Annotated in this window: 12 protein-coding genes; 2 read left to right on the plus strand and 10 right to left on the minus strand. The window is 54.1% G+C overall.

Features of this window, described 5'->3' with window-relative positions; translation table 11 throughout:
- On the plus strand, nt 1-321 hold a 321-nt coding region (locus PG892_RS17705; RefSeq protein ID WP_270809079.1), incomplete at its 5' end, for a transposase.
- A 186-nt stretch (nt 322-507) separates the two neighbouring features.
- Here PG892_RS17705 and drmC read toward each other — a convergent pair.
- The 8 genes from drmC to mads1 all read right to left on the minus strand — a co-directional run bounded on the left by drmC (nt 508) and on the right by mads1 (nt 18,021).
- Nucleotides 508-1,269 (minus strand): DISARM system phospholipase D-like protein DrmC, encoded by a 762-nt coding sequence (gene drmC / locus PG892_RS17710; RefSeq protein WP_270825619.1) that lies wholly within the window; start codon nt 1,267-1,269, stop codon nt 508-510.
- Between the two features lies 1 nt (nt 1,270).
- On the minus strand, nt 1,271-3,133 hold the full coding sequence (drmB, locus tag PG892_RS17715) for a DUF1998 domain-containing protein (protein WP_270825620.1): 1,863 nt from the start codon (nt 3,131-3,133) through the stop codon (nt 1,271-1,273).
- 2 nt (nt 3,134-3,135) lie between these two features.
- Nucleotides 3,136-7,125, minus strand: coding sequence for a DISARM system helicase DrmA (drmA, locus tag PG892_RS17720; protein WP_270825622.1), 3,990 nt, complete (start codon nt 7,123-7,125; stop codon nt 3,136-3,138).
- Complete coding sequence (locus PG892_RS17725; RefSeq protein ID WP_270825623.1) at nt 7,118-8,905, minus strand: hypothetical protein; 1,788 nt, start codon at nt 8,903-8,905, stop codon at nt 7,118-7,120. Before PG892_RS17725 ends, drmA begins: the two co-directional genes overlap by 8 nt.
- Entirely contained in the window at nt 8,902-13,158 is a 4,257-nt protein-coding gene (locus PG892_RS17730) for an Eco57I restriction-modification methylase domain-containing protein (protein WP_270825624.1), read from the minus strand. Before PG892_RS17730 ends, PG892_RS17725 begins: the two co-directional genes overlap by 4 nt.
- Entirely contained in the window at nt 13,155-16,307 is a 3,153-nt protein-coding gene (gene drmD, locus PG892_RS17735) for a DISARM system SNF2-like helicase DrmD (RefSeq protein WP_270825625.1), read from the minus strand. The genes PG892_RS17730 and drmD overlap by 4 nt, the downstream gene beginning before the upstream one ends.
- Nucleotides 16,308-16,716: 409 nt before the next feature.
- Complete coding sequence (locus PG892_RS17740; RefSeq protein ID WP_270825626.1) at nt 16,717-17,757, minus strand: DNA cytosine methyltransferase; 1,041 nt, start codon at nt 17,755-17,757, stop codon at nt 16,717-16,719.
- A gap of 66 nt (nt 17,758-17,823) precedes the next feature.
- A complete protein-coding gene (gene mads1, locus PG892_RS17745) occupies nt 17,824-18,021 on the minus strand; it encodes a methylation-associated defense system helix-turn-helix domain-containing protein MAD1 (protein ID WP_025202133.1) in 198 nt (65 codons plus the stop codon).
- 164 nt (nt 18,022-18,185) lie between these two features.
- On the opposite strand from mads1, the gene PG892_RS17750 reads away from it, so the two are divergent.
- Nucleotides 18,186-18,467: a DUF4113 domain-containing protein gene (locus PG892_RS17750; RefSeq protein ID WP_270825627.1), complete on the plus strand. Its 282-nt coding sequence runs from the start codon at nt 18,186-18,188 to the stop codon at nt 18,465-18,467.
- A 31-nt stretch (nt 18,468-18,498) separates the two neighbouring features.
- Here PG892_RS17750 and PG892_RS17755 read toward each other — a convergent pair whose 3' ends face one another.
- Nucleotides 18,499-18,735, minus strand: coding sequence for a winged helix-turn-helix transcriptional regulator (locus tag PG892_RS17755; RefSeq protein WP_270825628.1), 237 nt, complete (start codon nt 18,733-18,735; stop codon nt 18,499-18,501).
- A complete protein-coding gene (locus PG892_RS17760) occupies nt 18,726-19,037 on the minus strand; it encodes a hypothetical protein (protein ID WP_270825629.1) in 312 nt (103 codons plus the stop codon). Before PG892_RS17760 ends, PG892_RS17755 begins: the two co-directional genes overlap by 10 nt.
- Between the last annotated feature and the right edge of the window lie 201 nt (nt 19,038-19,238).

Here is a 19,238-nt window from a genome sequence, read left to right on the forward strand (position 1 = left end):
TCCGATGGATTGGCCTGTTTCAAAGCGGTCAAGGAGGCCAATTGTGAGCACCTGGGTGTTGTCACCGGGGGCAACCTTGATTTGCTGGATCATCCGGCATTCAACTGGGTAAACACGATGATAGGGAATGTGAAGAACTCGCTGCGGGGCAGTTGTCATAAGCTCGGAGCGAAGCATTTACCAAGGCATCTTGCTGAATACTGCTTCCGGTTTAATCATCGTTTTGACCTCAAGAGTATGTTTGTTGAATTGGGGCATGCAGTCGTGGCAAGCCCGCCGATGCCATATCGGCTCTTGAAGCTGGCTGAGGGTCATGGGTAATCAGGTTTGCATTTGAAGGGACCGCCGCCCCGACTACGTCCAGATGGGCGAGAGCCTGGCACGCATAAGTGTCATGAACAAGCGGGTAGGACTCGGTAATATCTGTTCACCAACAGACGAACGGAGCAATACTGATGCTCCAGGAACATATGTGATCAACAAGGCCCTAAATTGGCTCCTTGAAGCTCAAACCTGTTTAACCAGCTTGGTGTCGACCAATGATCTCAAGTGGCCGTGCAACTGCTTGGGAATGTGCCCACCCGAAATGAGTAGCCCTACCTCCATATTTTTTTCCATGGCATGTCCGGTGAGATTTGCACTAGTAATGAAGCACTCCCTATCGTCGGCTACAACCACTTTAGCGTGAACGCTCCCTCCGGAAAATAGGTCGCTCTTTTCATGCCAAGCATAGAGCCTGGCGGAAGGGACCAGTGCCATCATCTTGGCTATCGCATCGAATGTGATGCTACCACCTTGATCCTGGGATAATTCAAGCAGCATCGAGATGGCAACTCCACGCTCATTTGCCTCGTTCAGTGCCGTCACAATAGTCGACACGTCATAGGCAACAAAACTGGTGATAAATAGCGTTCGTTTTGCCGAGTTGATGACCTGTAGCAGTGCCTGCTCGGTGCGACGTGCCGAGACGAATGGGGTCGTTGGACCGGTCCACACTAGCTCAGTAGATTGCTCGGCTGTAGCTTTTGTGTAGACGTGGGCAGCAGTAAGGAGCATTGATGCCAGTTCGTCTGGGCTGACGGAGGTCTTTTGCCAAGCAAGCACAAGTTTCTCGACCACGATCGTCGCCGTTGGGGTGCCGACCGCACTGCATAGTGCGGTCATGCCTCTGTTGGTATCGGTTCGCCGAGTGCGCTCAGCAATGGTTCTTACCTTCTCAGGAGAGACTCGTGAGACCACGGCAGTAATCGCATCAAGTAGCTCATCCATGTCAAAGGTCTTTGAAAAATGCCGCGTCGGTACGTTCGAGTGTCGGTACGAGTAGCGATCGATCCAGATAGCGATTGCCTCGCTCACAAGAGGTTTCAGCGACCAAGCTGCACGCATGGCAGGCCGCACCGTGCAACGACCGATCTTTTTCAGGATCGTGTTCGGAGCATAGTGGGTCAGAGGAGCAGACTTTCGAGCGACTCAGGGCTTGTTCCAGTAAGCGACCAAGACTCTCCGGTTTCCCCAAATCGACGAGGCCACCTAACGTTCCGTCAGAATCTGCTGCTGCGGTATAGATGAGGATACCTGCTTGTGGACTATCGCCCGTTGTGTCGGCATAAATCCGCTCGCGGATGCTTGCAGCGTTGTAGCCGCATTCCAGCGCCAGTTCACGAATCAACAGATGCGAAAGTGTGTGGAGCATGGCATAGCGGATACCGGGGTAACCCACGTGCGGATCGAGATGACGTGAGTTGCGCCATCCGGTGTGTCCACCACGAAGCATCTGGTCTACCTGCTGGACGGCAACCAGTGACTCCCAAGCAACTAGGGCCTCTTCGTTGAACTGGAGGAAGATACCTTCGCCATGAACTTGATTGGCAGGTACCCAATCTGGTCGGCGCCGTGACAAACTGGCCATTTGTGGACGTTCACTGGGATCGTCGGACTCTTCAGGAGCTTCAACTCGAGTGAATCCTAGCAACGCATTAACCTCTCGCAGTCGCTCCAGTAATAGAACACGGTGGAGGTACGGCGCAAATCGTGCAGGAGTCCCGGCATTCTTACTCATGAAGTGTGGATAGTCCGTCGGCGGGCTGGCTTCTGTCAGGACATCCCACTCAGGGCTTTTGATGTCGGCCTCGCTGATAAATTCTTCACCCCCACCGGTTCGATGTGCATCAATAGCCGACCAGACTGCTTCTGGGGCATACTTCTCTATTCCCTGGGCCTCTCCCCTTTTCTTGAGTGTTTTGAGTATCCCCCTCAATTCGGAAAGATCCTCCACTTCGACGAAATCATCCCAGTAGTCGATGATGATCTGATGCAACGGCGAGACATTCGAAAGCGGGATCGCGAGTGCTGAGAGCGTGATTGGGAACCAACTGTTCGTTGAACCTAGCAGCACTGCCCGTGGTTCTTCATTGCATTCGTTGTCGAAGTGATCCAGATGGGGATGACGCCCCCTGCATGCTGGAAGATTTTCTTTTCCAGCCTTGCCAAACGCATGTGCCATGCTTCTCGATGCTTCGCAGGTATCGCATTTCACCCACAGGTTCTCGGTTTGCAATGATGCTCCACTCTCAAAGAATCGCAGTGTTCCTTTGCACGAGTCGTGGCCACCATGGACGAAGTAGTGCCAAGGAAAGTCATCAAGGTGACCATCGCGGCAAGCTAGTAGGAAACGTGCCGGGACGGCATCAGCATCCTTGGCGGGTTGATCTCCTTTCGAGCCTCGGCAGCCTTTGTGAACGAAGCGCGTTCGTTCAGGTCTGAATCGATTTTCCTTGATCTCGAAGAGCCCGGCATCAAAAGGTGAAAGTAGTCCGCACTTAACGCAACGTAACCATCGTGGGAAAGGGCGAACGGGTACCCCGATATTTGCCTCGGCAGACCAAACATCGGTAACCTCGCTTTTCTGGAACGGCGGCATTCGCAAGTTTTCGACTTGCTCTCCTAATACCTTCCGAACGGCAGCAAGCAGTCGAGCCTCTTGGATTGGCTGACAACGGTTCTTCTCCCAACGGTCAATTCCTAACGTCACGACAGAAAGGTTGGGAAGGTCGATCAGTGCTCCTGGCCCATAGGTCCAGAGCAATTGGCTGGGACGCACTTCACCGACTGGCGTTATACCGTTGATGATCATATTCAATTTTCCTCCTTCTCTTGAGGACGAACTCTCCATTCGCGATCGTCTGTGATGTGGCTAGTGTTCATGATCAGACGCACACCTGGTTCGACCTCTCGCATCGACATCGGAACCGTCCAGTTATCCCAGGCTTGAACTCCTGGGGACTTGATCAATGCCACTGTCTTGTCTTTTTCGGAGCCACTCTTCTCATACGCCAATATCCGTCCGCCCTTACTGGCTTCTTTTGCCCATTCGTCGGCTCGCTCTTTCAGTTCATTTTCAGCCAACAGCTTACGTTCGTTATCTTCTGCAACATTGCCTGCACGCATCGCCAATACCTTGATGGCATCGGTGATCTCGGCCTGGTCGGACATATTCAATTGGCCAGCCCCCTCATTAGAGCTGAAATCATCGTTCTCTAAACGAATGAGACTCAACAAAGAGCCAGTCAAGCCTCGGTCCATCGCACGCGGTGAAAACGGTGTGACAGATTGCGCTTCGACATGCTTGTAGAAGGTGGCATGGTAGTGTTCGAACGTCTCGTAATGCGACAGGTCACGTGGACGGGCCCACGTAAGCACAGTGCAGACCAAGCCGGGGAAGGAACGCCCGACACGACTGGTGGCCTGAATATATTCGGCGGTCCCTTTGGGTTGTCCATTCACAGCCATTAAGCCGAGTCGGTTCACATCAACCCCCACGGAGAGCATGTTAGTCGCCAGCACTACGTCGATGGCTCTAGTGTCACCCTCCTGCCACTTGGTCACGAATTTGCCTGTAGTGGCGTCTAATTCCGACTTGAACTTGATTTCCAGGTTATCGAGATATTTGGGGATGTCTTGGCTAGAAACTCGTGATGTCAACTCCCGAATGTTATTGACGCTCCGTTGTGCCAATGCAGGTCGTTCTACCATGCTCATCTGTACGCGGTAGGAACGTGTCTGTACGTCGTCCTCTGCCAGTCGCTTCATCCCACCCAACTCACGTAGGGAGTTGAAGTAACCGACCATGGTCATATAAGGGTCAGCTGGTTCACCGAAGTGATCGAACAGCTCTTGTGCAGCTGTCAGGAAGGCGGTGTATACACGGATCAGCATTGCGGGACGTGAACTGCCGGGCGAGCACACGCCAAGGTAACGTCGTCCCGGCTTCTCTTCGATTGGACGTTGTACCGAGAAGAAGTTGTCCTCCACGTCTAGTCCATGGGGTGGGAACACCGAAACTTGGCGCATGAAGACGTTGTTCACTTGTTCCTTGGCTTTGCGCACCGTCGCCGTCGAAGCAATGACTTTCGGCTTGACCGTTTTGCCATTGAGCGTCCAGCCGCACAACTCATCGACAGCTGTCTCATACAGGCCCACCATGGTACCGAGCGGCCCACTGATCAGGTGAAACTCATCCTGGATGATTAGATCAGGTGGGCGAATGGGGCTGATTTTTTTTACTCTTGCGACAGGTAACCCTTTCGCTGCACGGTGGCCGGTGTTGCACTCGCAGCCTGGCCAAAGCAGTCCATGGCGCTCACATTCTTGCCCCACGCGACCAAACAGCGTACGCACCTGACCACGCCAAGCCATCATGGCAAACTTATCCACGGTGGCGATCATCATCGTGGGGGGCCTGTGATATATCTCTTCATCCACAACCAAAACCGGAATCCCTGGATGTGGCTGTTTGCTGGATTTACCTTTGGAAAAATCGCATCGGCCTTTCTTGTCGCCGCAATAGACAAAAGTACGGCCAGAGCCTTTGTCAACCTCAATGTCGCGTCCGGGAGCCACCTCAGACCCGCACCATGGACAACTGGTGAGCTGCGCGGGTGATGCCGCTCCGGCATTGTTTTTACCGGGATTACGCATATCCTCAATGGCGCGATGGCTGTTCTCAGTCGTGCCTGGTGTCACCTTATTACCGACCCAGAGGCCGATAGTGAAGGGTTCTGTCCCGAGGGATTCATCGCCTTTATCTAAGGCCTCGCGCCGCAACACCTCCATCGCACAGATCAATACTGTTGCACGCTGAAACTGCTGTAACGTCAGCAGGCGCAGGGTGTAGCGCATGATCACGGCCAAACCGCGCGAACTGTCGTACCCACCCAGATTACCCTGCATGCGCCGTATGGCCATGGTGAAGGCAGCAACGCCCAGATAGGCTTCGGTCTTGCCGCCGCCAGTGGGGAACCACAGCAAGTCAGCGTAAGCACTGACTGGTTGTACTCGGTCTGGATGGCTTGGGTCTGCCAACGACGGAATGGATAGCAGCAGGAATGCCAGCTGAAAAGGACGCCAACTGCGATTTTTCACCGCATCGAATTTGTCGACTGTGGCATCCTCTCCTCGACGATTTGCGAGTGCATATAGGCTGCGCACACGTTGCGTAGCCATCGCCCGGTTGGCGAAACGAAAGGCAGCCAGCGCGTTGTCATCATGCTTGAGAGTGTCGATACCTTGCTGCAGGCGGGTATGGATTTCCCGACAACGCTCCATGGCGGCTTGGGCTTGAGCATCGAAGCCCTTGACCTGGGTGCCCACACTGGCGCGCTGTTCACCGATCCAGGCGGCATAGTCCTTGGTCAGCATATTCAAGGCATCAACGAGCGGGTCTATCTCCAACGTCGCCAGTCGCTGCATGTCGAGTAGGCCGCTACTGACCATTTCGCGCATCGCCGGGCGATCGGACGGATCGAGCCCCGGCGTCTCCGTCACTTGGACTTCGTACTGCGGCATCACTGTGGTACGTACCTCGGTGGCCAACGTCACGTCCTCTTCGGTCTTGGCATGGACGGCAACCCCATGACCGACGGCAAACTCCACCCGGTTACGGTAGATCATCTCTAGCGCTTCGAGCTCAGGGTCCATACCGTCTGCGTCCAGCACTGGCCTGCGCCGGAAGATGGCGCGATTTGCTGCATCCTTTTCAGAACGAACGATCAGCTCGGGCTGGAATACCCACGCCGTATCGCGGTTGGCGTCCGGCTCTTCCTGTGCATTCACCAGGAACAGTGTGACCAACCGATCGCCATTGGCATTCTTGGCGCGAATTGACCCTTGCACCCTAACTTCCGGAGCGGCACTGTCAGGAGCCTGAGGCGGGATCCCCCCTTCTGTCAGCGACAGTAAAATCTTTCCTCCGCACGGGATGCGTTGCCACACCTTGGCCTTGGTTCGCTCTTCGGCCCCCGTCTCCTTGTTTTTCCGGGTCCGGTAAATTTCGTGCTCATCGCTGCGCTCGTAACGACCCCAACGCGCTTCGATCTCGATCCGATCGACATCACCATCCACGCAGAAGGTCATACCGAGGCTGCTGGGTACCAATGATTGGTTACTGGCTGCATCGATCTCTTCCTGCTCATCGGACTCTCCACTACCAGATACAGTAGGAGAATCCACTTTTGCTGGTCGCGCCTTGACGATCAGGTCCGGTGCGTCGTCCTCTGTATTCTCAGCATCGACCGGAAACTCCTGCCCACGTTCAGCCGCCTCGCGCGGAGCAAGCTTACCGACCAGGTAGCGGTCGCGTACCCCCATATCGACGATGAGTTCTTTAGGACCACCAGCCGGACCAAGCAAGTCGTCCATCACGGCCAGTTGCAGCAATTCGCGAATGTAGGCTTGATCTTCAATTCTTGGTATTTCAGCGATGCTCTTGTGCAGTGCACTGGGGAGCATGGCAATGAAATCTGCCCATTGAATACGTCCCGAACTTCCTTTTGCAGGTAATCTGAGTGAGGTCATACCAATCGAAACCGATGGCTCAACCTGCAACATGCGGTCGAAAAAGAGCGTGGTGGTTTCCAAATCGGAACGAATTCGCAGAATCCTGCCAACCCGCGTTATATGGCCTGTGGTATCCAGGATCAGCACCCAATCGTCATCGGCGATGGCTTGATTGAGCGAACGCCCGCCTTTTAGTTGCAGCGTGTAGGGAGCAAGTGTGGGATCTTTGACTCGGTCTCGGTCGATGGCGAACCATACATTTGGTGATTTTTGTGGCTTGGTTTCAGTCATCCATATCCCCTTTGTCGATTTCTCTACTTGCCAGACGTTCAAGCATGCTGGCAATCACCATCGCAGCATTGGCACAGTTCGCAATCAGCGTTTGTCCCTGATGTAGTGCTAGGCTTGAACCGTCAATGCCCACCAACTTCATCGCTTCCGCTAACTCGCACCCCGGCAAATGTGCGTCGGCAAGGCGTAGCTGGTAAGTCCCAACCAGTGGCGCAAGCGCACGGCGTGCATCCTCTGATGTGCACACCGTAGCCAGAACCTTCTCAAGAGATTTGAGTGAGCCCCACCTCTCCCCCTTTGGCGGTGCAGCGATCTCTTGTAACGCCGTAATGTCAATGCTGTCAGCCGTCAACCGTGCTATGTCCTTCGCCAGTGCGAATAGCCCTTTTTCGTTGGTCGATCGAAACCGATGGATGTGACTCAACACTTCATTGCGGTATGGATGCTCACGAAACAGTGATTTGCCTCGTCTTGCCAAAATGACCTCATCCATACGAGCCAGTGCTTGAACAAGAGCGGTTTCGGGCGAGGTGGTATCTGCTGGTCGTGCCCGCATCTGCGAAGCAAGCAGTTCCTCTGAAACACCGCCTTCAGGTGTGACGTTGAAGCCTGCCCAGACTCTCTGCTGCCAATCTGGTAATAGGCCGATGTCCTTGGCATATACACTGACAAGGCCAATTGAGTTAACGCCAAAGTGCACGCCGTAGCCGGGGGAACAGGTAACTGAGCCGGTGTCCCTGGTGTACCAACCCAAATGCCCGCCACGATACTCAAGGAGCGCGCTTATTACTTCTGCCCGGAACCACAGCCAACGGCTTTCTTTCGTAAGGGTATCCTTTGACTCGCGCGTGCCTACTGTATCGGTAATGAAAAATGCTGAGCCAGGTACATCATCTCCACGAATCAGAGCGCTGTATTTACCGGGATTGATCCACTCGTCTCGCCAGTATTCGCCTTCCACGACGAACAGCTTCCGCTCTTCACGCTTGAACGTCCACGATCGTCCTTCGGTTACATCGTCCGTAGGGAAGCCGAACACCGGCACATCTTCGCTAGGATCAACGTCTGTACGAGACACATGAAACACCGCCGTTTCCGCACCAAATGGCATGCCGCCTTCGTGGATCTCATAGGTACGCCCTGCCCAGCGCGCCCCCTCAGTACCTTCATGCTCCGGGTTCTCTACCCAAGTGATATGCGCGATGTCCTCGACAACCTCCTCGCGATTCCAGTAAGCGGTCACGAGTAATCCCATGCCTCGTGCACAAAGGTAGTCAAGCAGGAATTCCGCCTTTGCCTCCATCAGGAATGGTCGACCATCTGGGTGCCGATGGAGGCGGGCCACTTCCGTGTATCCCTCATTCGGGCATATCCAACGATCACCATCCCTCATGAGTTCGAGGGCAATCACGAAGTCCTGATGCAGGTGCCAAACATTTTGTTCAACACCGCTCAAGCGTTGCTCAAGCACCAGTGAGAAGCCAATCTGCTCGCTTCGGCTGTATTCATACACGTCAGCTGGAATGTAGCGCCCATTGTCGACATAAGACCGGTGCTCGTGGCTGATCCCGACATCAGACCAACCGAGTTGGTCTGCTTTGTCCTTCAGATCGACAGGAATGGCCAGCGAGCCAACGCCAAAGAACTCCTCCTTGAACCCGAGATAGCCACGCTTTCCCTCTTCGCAGATTGGCTGAATTGCCCTCAGTGGTATCCAGGCTGCTGCTGCAAATTTTCGACGGCGGATTTCTGCCATCTCGAACCAGGCTTGGGTCATCATTGCGCAGCCCCCCCGGCATCTACCGCTCGATATCGCGCACCGCGACGTTCGCCTTTGCGTTCGACCTTGCTACCTGTAATCAAGCCGGAAATGGCAGTGTTCCACTGACCGTCCGTTATGTTGGTAGCTGCCAGAACGTCAGCCTTTGCATGCCAGTGTGGGTTTGCACATAGGAAATCGAGGATGACCGTGGTAGCCGGCGTGCCATGAGAGGTCGAAGCAGGCTTCGCCTCAAAGTCGAAAGACGGCTGCGCGGACGTGGTGCGGGTAGCACGGCGAGGTGTTCGCACTTTCCCATTGCCATGCAGCCCATGAGCCACTTCTTCCTCGTACCGCAGATGATTTAGTTCGGCGAGACTTTTCACAACCTCCAGTCGCGCAGATTCAGAGATTACGAAGCGCACACCTTGTTTTGTTTCATGGAAACCATGACCAAGTTCCACATTTGGGAAGCCATAACATTTGGCAACTTCGCGGTCCAGTTCTACAGCCAGTTTCCGTAACGTCTCCACATCGTCTGAAAAGCACTCAGGATCGTGCATTCGGTTGTATGTTTTTGTCATCCCTTCGCTATTGGCCAACATCATTGACCGGCGTTGAGTTTCATATTTCACCGCTACCGATCTCAATTCATCGGATAGCTCCGGGAAGGGGAATGTTTCCAACAAATCGGACGGCGCATAGCGCAGACGTGTCTCATGAGTAGAACACCAAGCTCTTGCCCAACATTCATGGAATGCAGACTGCAAAACACCCAATACTGCCTTATCCTCAGATGCAATGACCACGTGCGGCCCCGCAAAACTCTGCCGTGCTGAAACAAGACCAAAGGCAACGTATTTGCTTGTAAATGAATGAAAAAACACTTCTGCAAGTGGCGAAATCGCCTCGTACAAAGACGGCGATCTTTCTGCAAATTGCCACCACTTTTCCCTGCGAGTTTTCCGATTATTTTTATCTCGCTCTGGCTTAACTTTTTCTTCAACAATGGCCAGTAAATCGGGATATGCCTGTGCATCTTCTAGAGACCGATCGCCGAAGTCAATGACCCAGCGCGATGGTCGCATATCTGGATTTGAGAGCACATCATCCCCGCTGATGTAGGGTTTCAATATTTCTTTATTCTCGATCGCGTGCTCAATCAGTTGCTTTGCTTCTCCTGGGGTGAGCAAAAACCCAGCTCCTAGCGGAATAGATCCGATGAAGGACAATTTTTCATTCGACTTGAGCTTATATGGTTGAGGAATTTGTTGAGCAGCTGACGTCAGGAAAGCTGTGATTCCGATAACGCCAAGGCCATCAAGCGTACAAGCACCCTTCCATTTGCCCTTCCACATCCAGACTTCAGAGACCTCAAGTGCAGCGGCACCAGGCCATGGACAACTCGATATTGCACGGGGGATGCAGATATCCTTACCGATCAGCTGCTCTAGACAAACTTCGCGTGTATCTCCTTGGGCTATGGTGTTCGTGGCAAGTAAACCTGCCATCCCGTGGCGTCTTAGGAGACAGCTGACTCGGAGAAAGAAATAAGCACAAAAGTCTGCCGAACCCCTCTGACCGTTCGCGATGTACTTGACCAAATAATTTCGGTACGCAGTTCCAAATGCAGCAGTTATCTTTTGACCGCCCAGAAATGGCGGATTAGAAACTACCGCGTCAAAGCCATCTCGTGCCCCGACGAAGACCTCTGGAAACTCCAAAGGCCAATGGAAAGACCGTCGCGCAGGTTTGTTGGTCGGCAAATCAACCGAGAGCCCGGTTACCGATCTATGTTTTAATAATGCGAGCGAGTCGCAGTCGCCATCAATGGCACGCCCAGATTGAATGGTCAGGGATGTCAAAGCATTCTCAAACACTGTGCCATTCCCACCCGCAGCGAACGCTTCACCGATGAGCGCATCCCCAATGCGCTCGGGCACTTCCAGAGCCTGACGCGCTTCCGTATCCAATCGAAACATCGCTTCGACATCATGAATGTCGCGAATTGGCATGGCACGCAGCTGCTGCCGCAACGTGATCGCTTCTTGTACCGCACGCTCAATGTTCTGCCCAAACAAGCGTTGCTGACCTTTCCCGTTCGGCGTCATGGATAGCTCGGTGAGCTGATCCAGCCGGTGAATGCCCAACAAGCTGTCACCACAGCGCAGGCTGTGATCGAGGAAACCAAACGGGCGGCCTTTGGCCAGCGTCACCAGCCAGATAGAGAGTTTGGCTAGTTCGACCGCCAGCGGATTCAGATCGACGCCGTACAGGCAACGTTCGGCAATCAGGCGGCGGGCGATGATTATGCGTGCATCCATGTCACGTGGCAAAGGCTCCTGGGTCTCCAGTAAGTCCAAAACGTCACCGTCCACGCTCACCACATTTCCGTTGGCCTCTGCCAGAGACCAGGCTTCGACCAGGCGATCGGCCAGCCAACGGCAGGCCTGTACCAAAAAGGCACCCGAACCCATGGCTGGGTCACAGATCTTGAGATCCAGTAATTCAGCAGGGGATTTGAGTTGCCACTGTTCACGTGGGATACCGTCTGATGGGCCAATATAGACCACCGGAGTCAGCGTCTCAGTGACGATGGCTTCGGTGAGAGACTTCGGTGTGTAGTGAGTACCAGTTTCGCGCCGGTTGGAACCGCTGGTGACGATGAATGCTCCGGCCGGGTAGACCAGTGGATAGCCCCAAGGATCGGTGCGTAACAGATGAGCATAGGGTTTGATTCGGTCACGCAGTCGGAGGTCGCCTTGGCAGGTGGTCAAAAGGCGATCGGCCAGGGTGTCATCGACAGGTTTGAATAGGCTGTTACGGACCCGGCTAACAGAGCAGCCAGAGCGTTCTTGTAGCAGCTTGACTAACCGCTCAGCGCTATCACTGGATGCAGCATCCAGCTCAGCCAGTTTGACCCAAGGGGACTGAGATTTCTTGGTGGCGTCCAATTCCAGCGTAACTTCATCAGTCCGTTTGACTGTACGCTCCAGCAAGCCCTCATAGACATAACCGATCTGTTCGACGTCCAGTGCGCGATAAGAGAGTGCGCGCCCCTGGAATTGCTGAATGGCCTCCAGCAACAATAGAACGGTGCGATTGTCGATCGGCAGCGGCCTGGCCGTATCTATCCGCCAATTGGAACCTTTGGCTCGTCCCTCGAGGAAAGGAAAATGGTCCGGATCGAACAGAGAGCTGCCCAGCGCGGGTAGACGTAGATTCTCGTGCTCGACACCGCAGTAGACCGCACGGAAGATCGCCAACAGGCGTGACCAGGCATCCCAACGCCGTTCGAGGATCTCTTCGGACTCCTTGCGCAGTTGCATGCGCAGAGTGGAAAGCGCGTAGTTGGCCTCATAGCGTTCGTCACCCAAGAGCAACAGTCCGCGCTCCTCAGCCGAGAGCAGGAACACCAGACGCATCATTACGGTCAACGCGGCCTCATACAACTCGGACTCTTTGACGTCGTGCAGCAGTTCGCGATTGCGATCCTGGTCAGCCTTGTCGAGGGACTGGATCAATACTTCGACGGCGCGGCGAACCTGTTCACCCAATGCATCTGTCACTTCGTCCTGATACTTCAGTGAGACGTCGAACAGTGCAGGCAGTTGTTCGGACTCATCGACGAAGAAGCGGCGGATGCCGAGTAGATGCACGAAGGCCTGCAGTGTGATCGGTTCCTGGCCCCAGAGGCGTGCATACCAACTGGCAAATGAGGTGACTGCGCCCACTGGAGCATCGACCAGCATCCAGCGCTCACCATTGGTTATCAAACCGAGGCGACAACCAAGGGTGCGGCACAACTGAACCATGCGATCGGCTGGGGTAGCGACCCAACCATCAAGCTTTTGCATAGCATCGAGATCGATATCTTGTGCATAGGTGTGGATGAGCATCATCGGCTTGTTGGCACGTTGCTCATCGACCACCGCCTGATCGGGCGAAAGTGCTACACCGTGGTCAGGGAGCACCGCTTTCAGGTTGATGGTGCACCAGTCGGCACGCTTCAGCACGTCGCCCTTGCCGTCCTCGTCGAGTTCAAGGCCGCGTGACAACACTTCGTCGATCCATGCGCTGTGTAGTTCATCAAGCTGAGGATCGTCCTGTTCCAGCGCGTCGCGCCACTCCTCGTAGGCTTGGCGTAGGCGCTTGCGCTTGGTGCCATCGAGTTCTTCCAGCCCTTGTGGGAAGGCTTCTTTTAGCACTGGAACGGCGAGGAAGGGGCCAGAGATGTCGATCAGCGAGAGCCAATCATCGTGTAGGCTGGTCATACTTCCCCCTCCTGAACGGCAGATTCGGGTACGATAAAGATCACTGCAACCGGGAAAGTACGGTCGTCGAGTTTGGCATAGCGGCTTTCGATGGCTTGGGCTTCCTGTGAACGTTCAACAGGTATACGAGCAAGACGAGCCTCCAAGGCTGCATTATCTCGCTTGAGTTGGGTTCGCTCATCTTCCGAGAACAATGAGAACTGCATTGGCTGTTGATCTTTCGCCAATTCGGCCTGAATGGTTTTTTCAAGTTCTTCCAGCACAGTACCAATGTCGGTTAATTCTTTCTGTTTGCGGGTTTGGAGGGTGTTGGCCAGATATTTGAGCCGCTCCTTTGACCGAGCATCCACAGATTGTTGAATGGCACTTTGAGCACGGTCAAAACGTACTCGGAAAGTGTCGAACAGGGAATCTGAAGCAGTCACTGGTTTGGCTTGCTCCAGCCATTGCTCAACCCTTTTGACGCCTTCCTCACGGCGGAACGACTTATCACCGAGATAGCCACCCGCCACTGTCAGTTCTTCATGGAGACGGTGGTGATTACCCCCTGTGATGACGAGCCGTGAGATGACGACCACGGCAGGGCCGTCGATCGATGCATCTGGCATCGAACGCACAGTGACACGGTGCAATTTCTTTACGTCGTCGCGAGCCCATACCTCGGCCCGTAAAAGACGCAGGCACATTTGTACCAGACGGTGGTTCAGATGAACGAGTACGACATCGTCACGTCCCTTCGCCACTGTGTGATTGAATGTGATGGGGCGGATCTGCTGCGTGTGGGGGTGGCGTAACCCCTCTAGACAGCGTGCCCAAGACCCCGATAACGCTGGCATCCTGAATACAGAAGCACTTGGCGCATCCGGTAGCGAAAATGGTTCTAAATGTGGGCGGCCAGCCAGCTTGAGGCCGGTGTTGACAGCCATGAGGATATGCTCAGGCGTGAGATGGAAATCCTGTTGGGTGGACAGGAGTTTGTCATGTAACTTTGCGACTCGTTCATTGAGTGCTCGCTCGGCGCTAACGAAGCGTCTGGTCTTGGCAATCCTGTTTTCGGCAACACGGGTATCAAGGTCTCTGATCGAACCTTCAATCAATCCCGACATCTGTGGCGCGATGACCGGATTGACGCTGCCCATGTCCGCCCGCATCGATTCGAGTTTGCGCAGCGCCCGGAGGATGTCATCACCATGGCCACCGATGCTGACCTTGCCGTTTTCTCCGCTATCTACGGGATGCCAGATCAAGACTTCTTTCTGACGCTGCCCGTGTCGGTCGATACGACCATTGCGTTGCTCCATCACGTTGGGGTTGTAGGGGATCTCAAGATGGATTAGGCAGTTACAGTGATTCTGCAAGTCGATGCCTTCGGAGGCGGCATCGGTAGCCAGCAGGATGCGCACAGCAGATTCCTTGGGAGAGGTCTGGAAGGCTGCTTTGATTTTCTCACGTTCGTCTTGCGCGATGCCGCCATGTAGGATGGCGAGGCGCTCACCACCATACCCATAGCTTGCCAAGATCTCCTGCATCCACTGATGGGTAGTTCGGTATTCGGTGAACAGGATCACCCGGCGTTCGTTCCACTGACCATTTGTCTTCAGGTTGGCATCAATCCAATCGAGCACGGCCTTGGCTTTGGCGTCTACCTGGTTCTTGGCCGTCTGCGCCCAATGGCGTAGTTCGTCCAACATCTGCTGCTGGTCTGCCGTGAGCGGCTGAGCGCGACGCGAGGCTTCTTCGACTGCCTCGGATTGGGCGTTCTCTACCTCCTGGTCGTTGGCGTAGTCCTCATCAGCTCGGAGAATGGCTTTGCGTAGGATGCGGTCGGCCATTGCGTTCTTGTCACTGCGTTGGCTTCCATTAGTCAGACTGACGATGTGTTTTTCGAGCGTGGATGCAAAGGCCGCCGGCGAGGAAAAGAGGCGCTTTTTGAGTAGCTGATTGACGAAAGTCGTCCCGAACGCGTTGCCGATTTTCTCAGCAGACAGCTCCCGACTTTGGCAGTATTCATCCAGTTTCGCGTGGATAGCGCGCTCTCTGGCCGTGTATGCGGCTGGCAAGGTTTTGAGCTTGCGCTGGGCATAGAGTGGTTGACCTTCGGCATCGACCAGATCGCTCTTGAGTCGGCGAATCATCACCTGACTCAGCTGCTTCTGATCTGGAAGGATGTTCCTGGCGAAACGCTGGTCGTCCAGCAGCTCGAGCAGTGAGGTGAAGGATTCGGTATAGCCGTTATGCGGTGTCGCGGTCAGGAACAATCGGTGCTGGAAGTGAGGGCTGATCGAACGGATGAAGCGGGTACGCTGGCTTTCCAACGCATAGTTTGCCCCAGCCGCAGGAGCGATATTGTGTGCCTCGTCAATGACTAACATGTCGAACTTGCGTGGGTAGCTGGCATGCAGAGGCAGGACATCACGCATGGTGCGCAGACCTTCACCACTCTTTACCCAGTCCATTGATGTAATCAAGCGAGGATGCGATGTCCATGGATTGGCATGGATACCGCGATCTCGGCGTAATTGCTTGATGTAGCTGGTGTCGACGATTTGGAATTCGAGGCCGAATTTCTCCAGCATCTCCACACGCCACTTCTCCTGCAGCGACGCGGGGCAGATGATCAGAACCGTGCGCGCGCGATGCCTGAGTAACATCTCCTGGATGATCAACCCCGCCTCGATGGTCTTGCCCAGACCAACGTCATCGGCGATGAGCAGGTTGACGCGTGCCATGTCGATGGCGCGCACCAAAGGATCGAGTTGGAAGTCTTCAATGCTGACACCACTTCGGAAAGGGGCTTGTAAGAAGCCCCGGTCAGCGTTGGTTGCGGCCCCCCAACGCACGGCATCAAGGAAGGCGTCGAGAGTATAGGAATCATCTTGGCCGGTGATCGTGGGCAGACCAGCGCGTTCTATGATTTGTGCACCCGGCTCTATCTCCCAGATGACCTCTAGCTCCTCTCCCAACCCATCTTCGTCGATGGAGGAGAGTGTCACTGCATTCTGCGGGGTGGACGTCGATGCCAATTTGGATGACATGACTTCGGCAACGACCCACTGGCGTCGTCTAACTTCGACTAACTGCCCCGGTTCTGGGCAGGAGCGATAAGTCTGATCATACTGCGTACTTGTGGTTCCCATGAGATCTATCATCTTCTTGTTCAATTTTTTGTATGAGTTGAGTGACGATGCTCTGTGCTCCGATCTGCCCAGGGTTATTGTCTGGAAGACAACTTCAGCAGCCTATTCTGGGAACAGCCATTCCCAACATTGCAGCACCGTTCATTTAATGCTTTCAAGTCGCACATTCGGGGCATCCCTGCCAGAAGCAACCATCAGTGATGGATGGCAATCATTAACCGTGGATAAGCAATCTCTTCGACCCAACGAGGTTTCTTCAGCTCTTTGAAAGCGACTCGGCAGCGCTGACCTTTCTGGTGCAACACCCTGCACCACGCGATCTCAGTACCAGCACATTTTTGCCACACATCCCTCATTTTGAGGACCACCGCAGGTTATGAGAACTGAATGAGTAGCATCACTCTATTTTGTCAGCAGACCATCAAGGTATCGTGGCAGCCAAGTGCTCACTGATACTTCGTGCAATTGCGCGGCCGAGGTCAACTGGCACAGCGTTACCGATGAGGCGCCCAAGCACCTTGAAGCTCACCTCACCATCCTTGGGAATGAATACATAATCACGCGGAAAACTCTGAATGATGGCAGCCTCTCTCAGAGAGATGGCACGATCCTGTTCTGGGTGCCCAAAGCGACCATTTCCAAAGCCATAACACTGAGTAGTCATGGTTGGTGCGGGTTTGTCCCATTCCATACGGCCATAGACACCGGGATAAGTGCGACCACTCTCAGCACGGTGACAATTTGCAACCAAATGCTCGGGCCAGTCACGCCATGTACCTCCGGGCTTAGAGACCTTGATACGTTGCAGATTCTTACTCGATAACATCGACGCGGTGTGCAATTTATCTCTGGAGGAAGACTCGCCAGCGTGCAGCTCACGCAAGCGTCCAATTGCCTGTCTAACCGTCTTTGGTTTTGTGATTGTCGGTGCAATCATCTTGATTGCACCATGCCTTGAAGCCAGCAGGACCATACGCTTGCGAGTCTGCGGGACACCATATTGGGAACTATCGACAACATCGAACCAAACGTTGTAACCGAGCCGTTTGAGAGTATCGACGAAATCATGGAACACTTCGTGTTTCGCAACAGAGGGAACATTCTCCATCGTGATAACGTCAGGATTGGTACCTTCTGCTAGGCGAGCGAACTCATACAAGAGTCCCCACTTTCCATCTTTACCATCCAGTTCATAGCGCTGAGCATAGGTAGAAAACGGTTGGCAAGGTGCACAACCAGCAAGGATCTTCAGGTCAGCATTCCCGAAAAGTGAGTTCAGCTCGACGGCCGTGACCTTGCTGATGTCTCGCTCTACAAATTTGGCGTTGTTATTAGCTTCATAAGGGAAGCGACAAGCCGGGTCCATATCGATGCCAGCAACGACCGGCATACCTTCGAGAACGAAGCCATGCGTCAGCCCGCCTGCTCCACAAAACAAGTCAACGCAAGCAATTGTCTTCATATCAAATATCCTCGTTTCATTCCGACCGTCGGATGAGGCGATCGAAACCGGCCAGTGGCAAGTCAATCATTCACTGCCTCGAACTTCATTTTCTGCTGCGCCACCTGAGCGCACCCACTCATCGACCTCTTCCGATTTGAACTTCCAAAACCGACCGATGCGATGTGCAGGCATGTTTCGTTTACTGATCCAGGCGTAAACTGTGTCCTTGCTGACACCTAGGTACTCAGCGATTTCTTCGACCGACAACCAGCGATCTGCCATGACATGGATTTCCATCAACAAGACCAATTAAATTAGATTCCCAATGATCTCATAGATTTCATCCATGATAAATCTGATTAGCTTGGGTTTAGTCTTGTTGGCGGTGTTTTGGTCAGGTTACACCTGTTGCAGCTTCAGCTTTGAGGTAGCTACAGCACTACAGTGTGCTACTACCGCAGATCTGGCGCGACGGTTACCGCTATCAGAAGGGCGGGGTCATGCTGAGTGAGTTCACCCCCAAGGGGCAGCAACAGGCCGATCTGTTTGCCCCGTCCTCTGCTCAATCGGATGCGTTGATGGCAGTAATGGACCAGATCAAAGCCAGAGGGTTGGGGCGCGTAGGCTTTGTCAGTCAAGGCACGGGGTCACCCGAGTGGATGATGCGACAAGAGCACTTGAGCCCCTGTTACACCACCCGCTGGGAGGACCTGCCGGTGGCGAGGTAATTCCAAGTCGGTTAGTTACGGGGCTAGATGGTTACGCATAAGGATCCAATACCTCCCAACATCCGCTCTTACGCGGCCCAACAAAGCGTAATCGACCGTCCTTGACCAGCACGGCAACAGCTCTCTCCACTGTACTGGCCGATTTGCCAATCCGCTCTGCAACTTGCTTGAGCGTTATGGTCGGCTCAGCCGCCAGTTCCGCCAAGATGGCCTGCGGCGTTTTTATCCGTTTTTCTACCTGCATTTCAACCTTCATTTCTACCCGCATTTTCTCCTGATGTGGTGATACTGCTGCTGGTTGAGTCGCCATCGCCTGGGCCAGCGCATCGCGCAGCGCTTCCAGTAAAAAGAGGATGAACTCGGTACAATCACTGCAGTCACCTGCTCAACACTGAGGGTATTGTGCTCAATAGCCAGGGAGGCTTGGATCGTGCGGATCTGGTTCTCTCTGCGCAGCATCGGCACCTGGGAGCTCTGAGCAAACCGCCACTGCCCCACCAACTCGGCGATCTCCGCCACTCGACTCAACATGGAGTGGGTCAGGGTGAAGGGAGGGGAATAGGCTGCCATGGGTTACTCCAACTGATGCGATAACAAATGAGGGTTAGCTCAACAGATCCGGGAGTAGAAACTCCCGAATTGAATTTGAATGGCCAAGCATCCCCACTAGGGCCAGTGAATTAAGTGTGAACATCGCGAATTCAACTTCGAAGTGCGACACTCGCCTATGCCGCCTGACGGTACTCTTCGAATACCTTGACAGGCTGCCTG

Origin of the sequence: Aeromonas sp. QDB68 (genome assembly GCF_027707405.1) — a bacterium.
In the GTDB taxonomy this organism is placed as follows: Bacteria; Pseudomonadota; Gammaproteobacteria; order Enterobacterales; family Aeromonadaceae; genus Aeromonas; species Aeromonas caviae.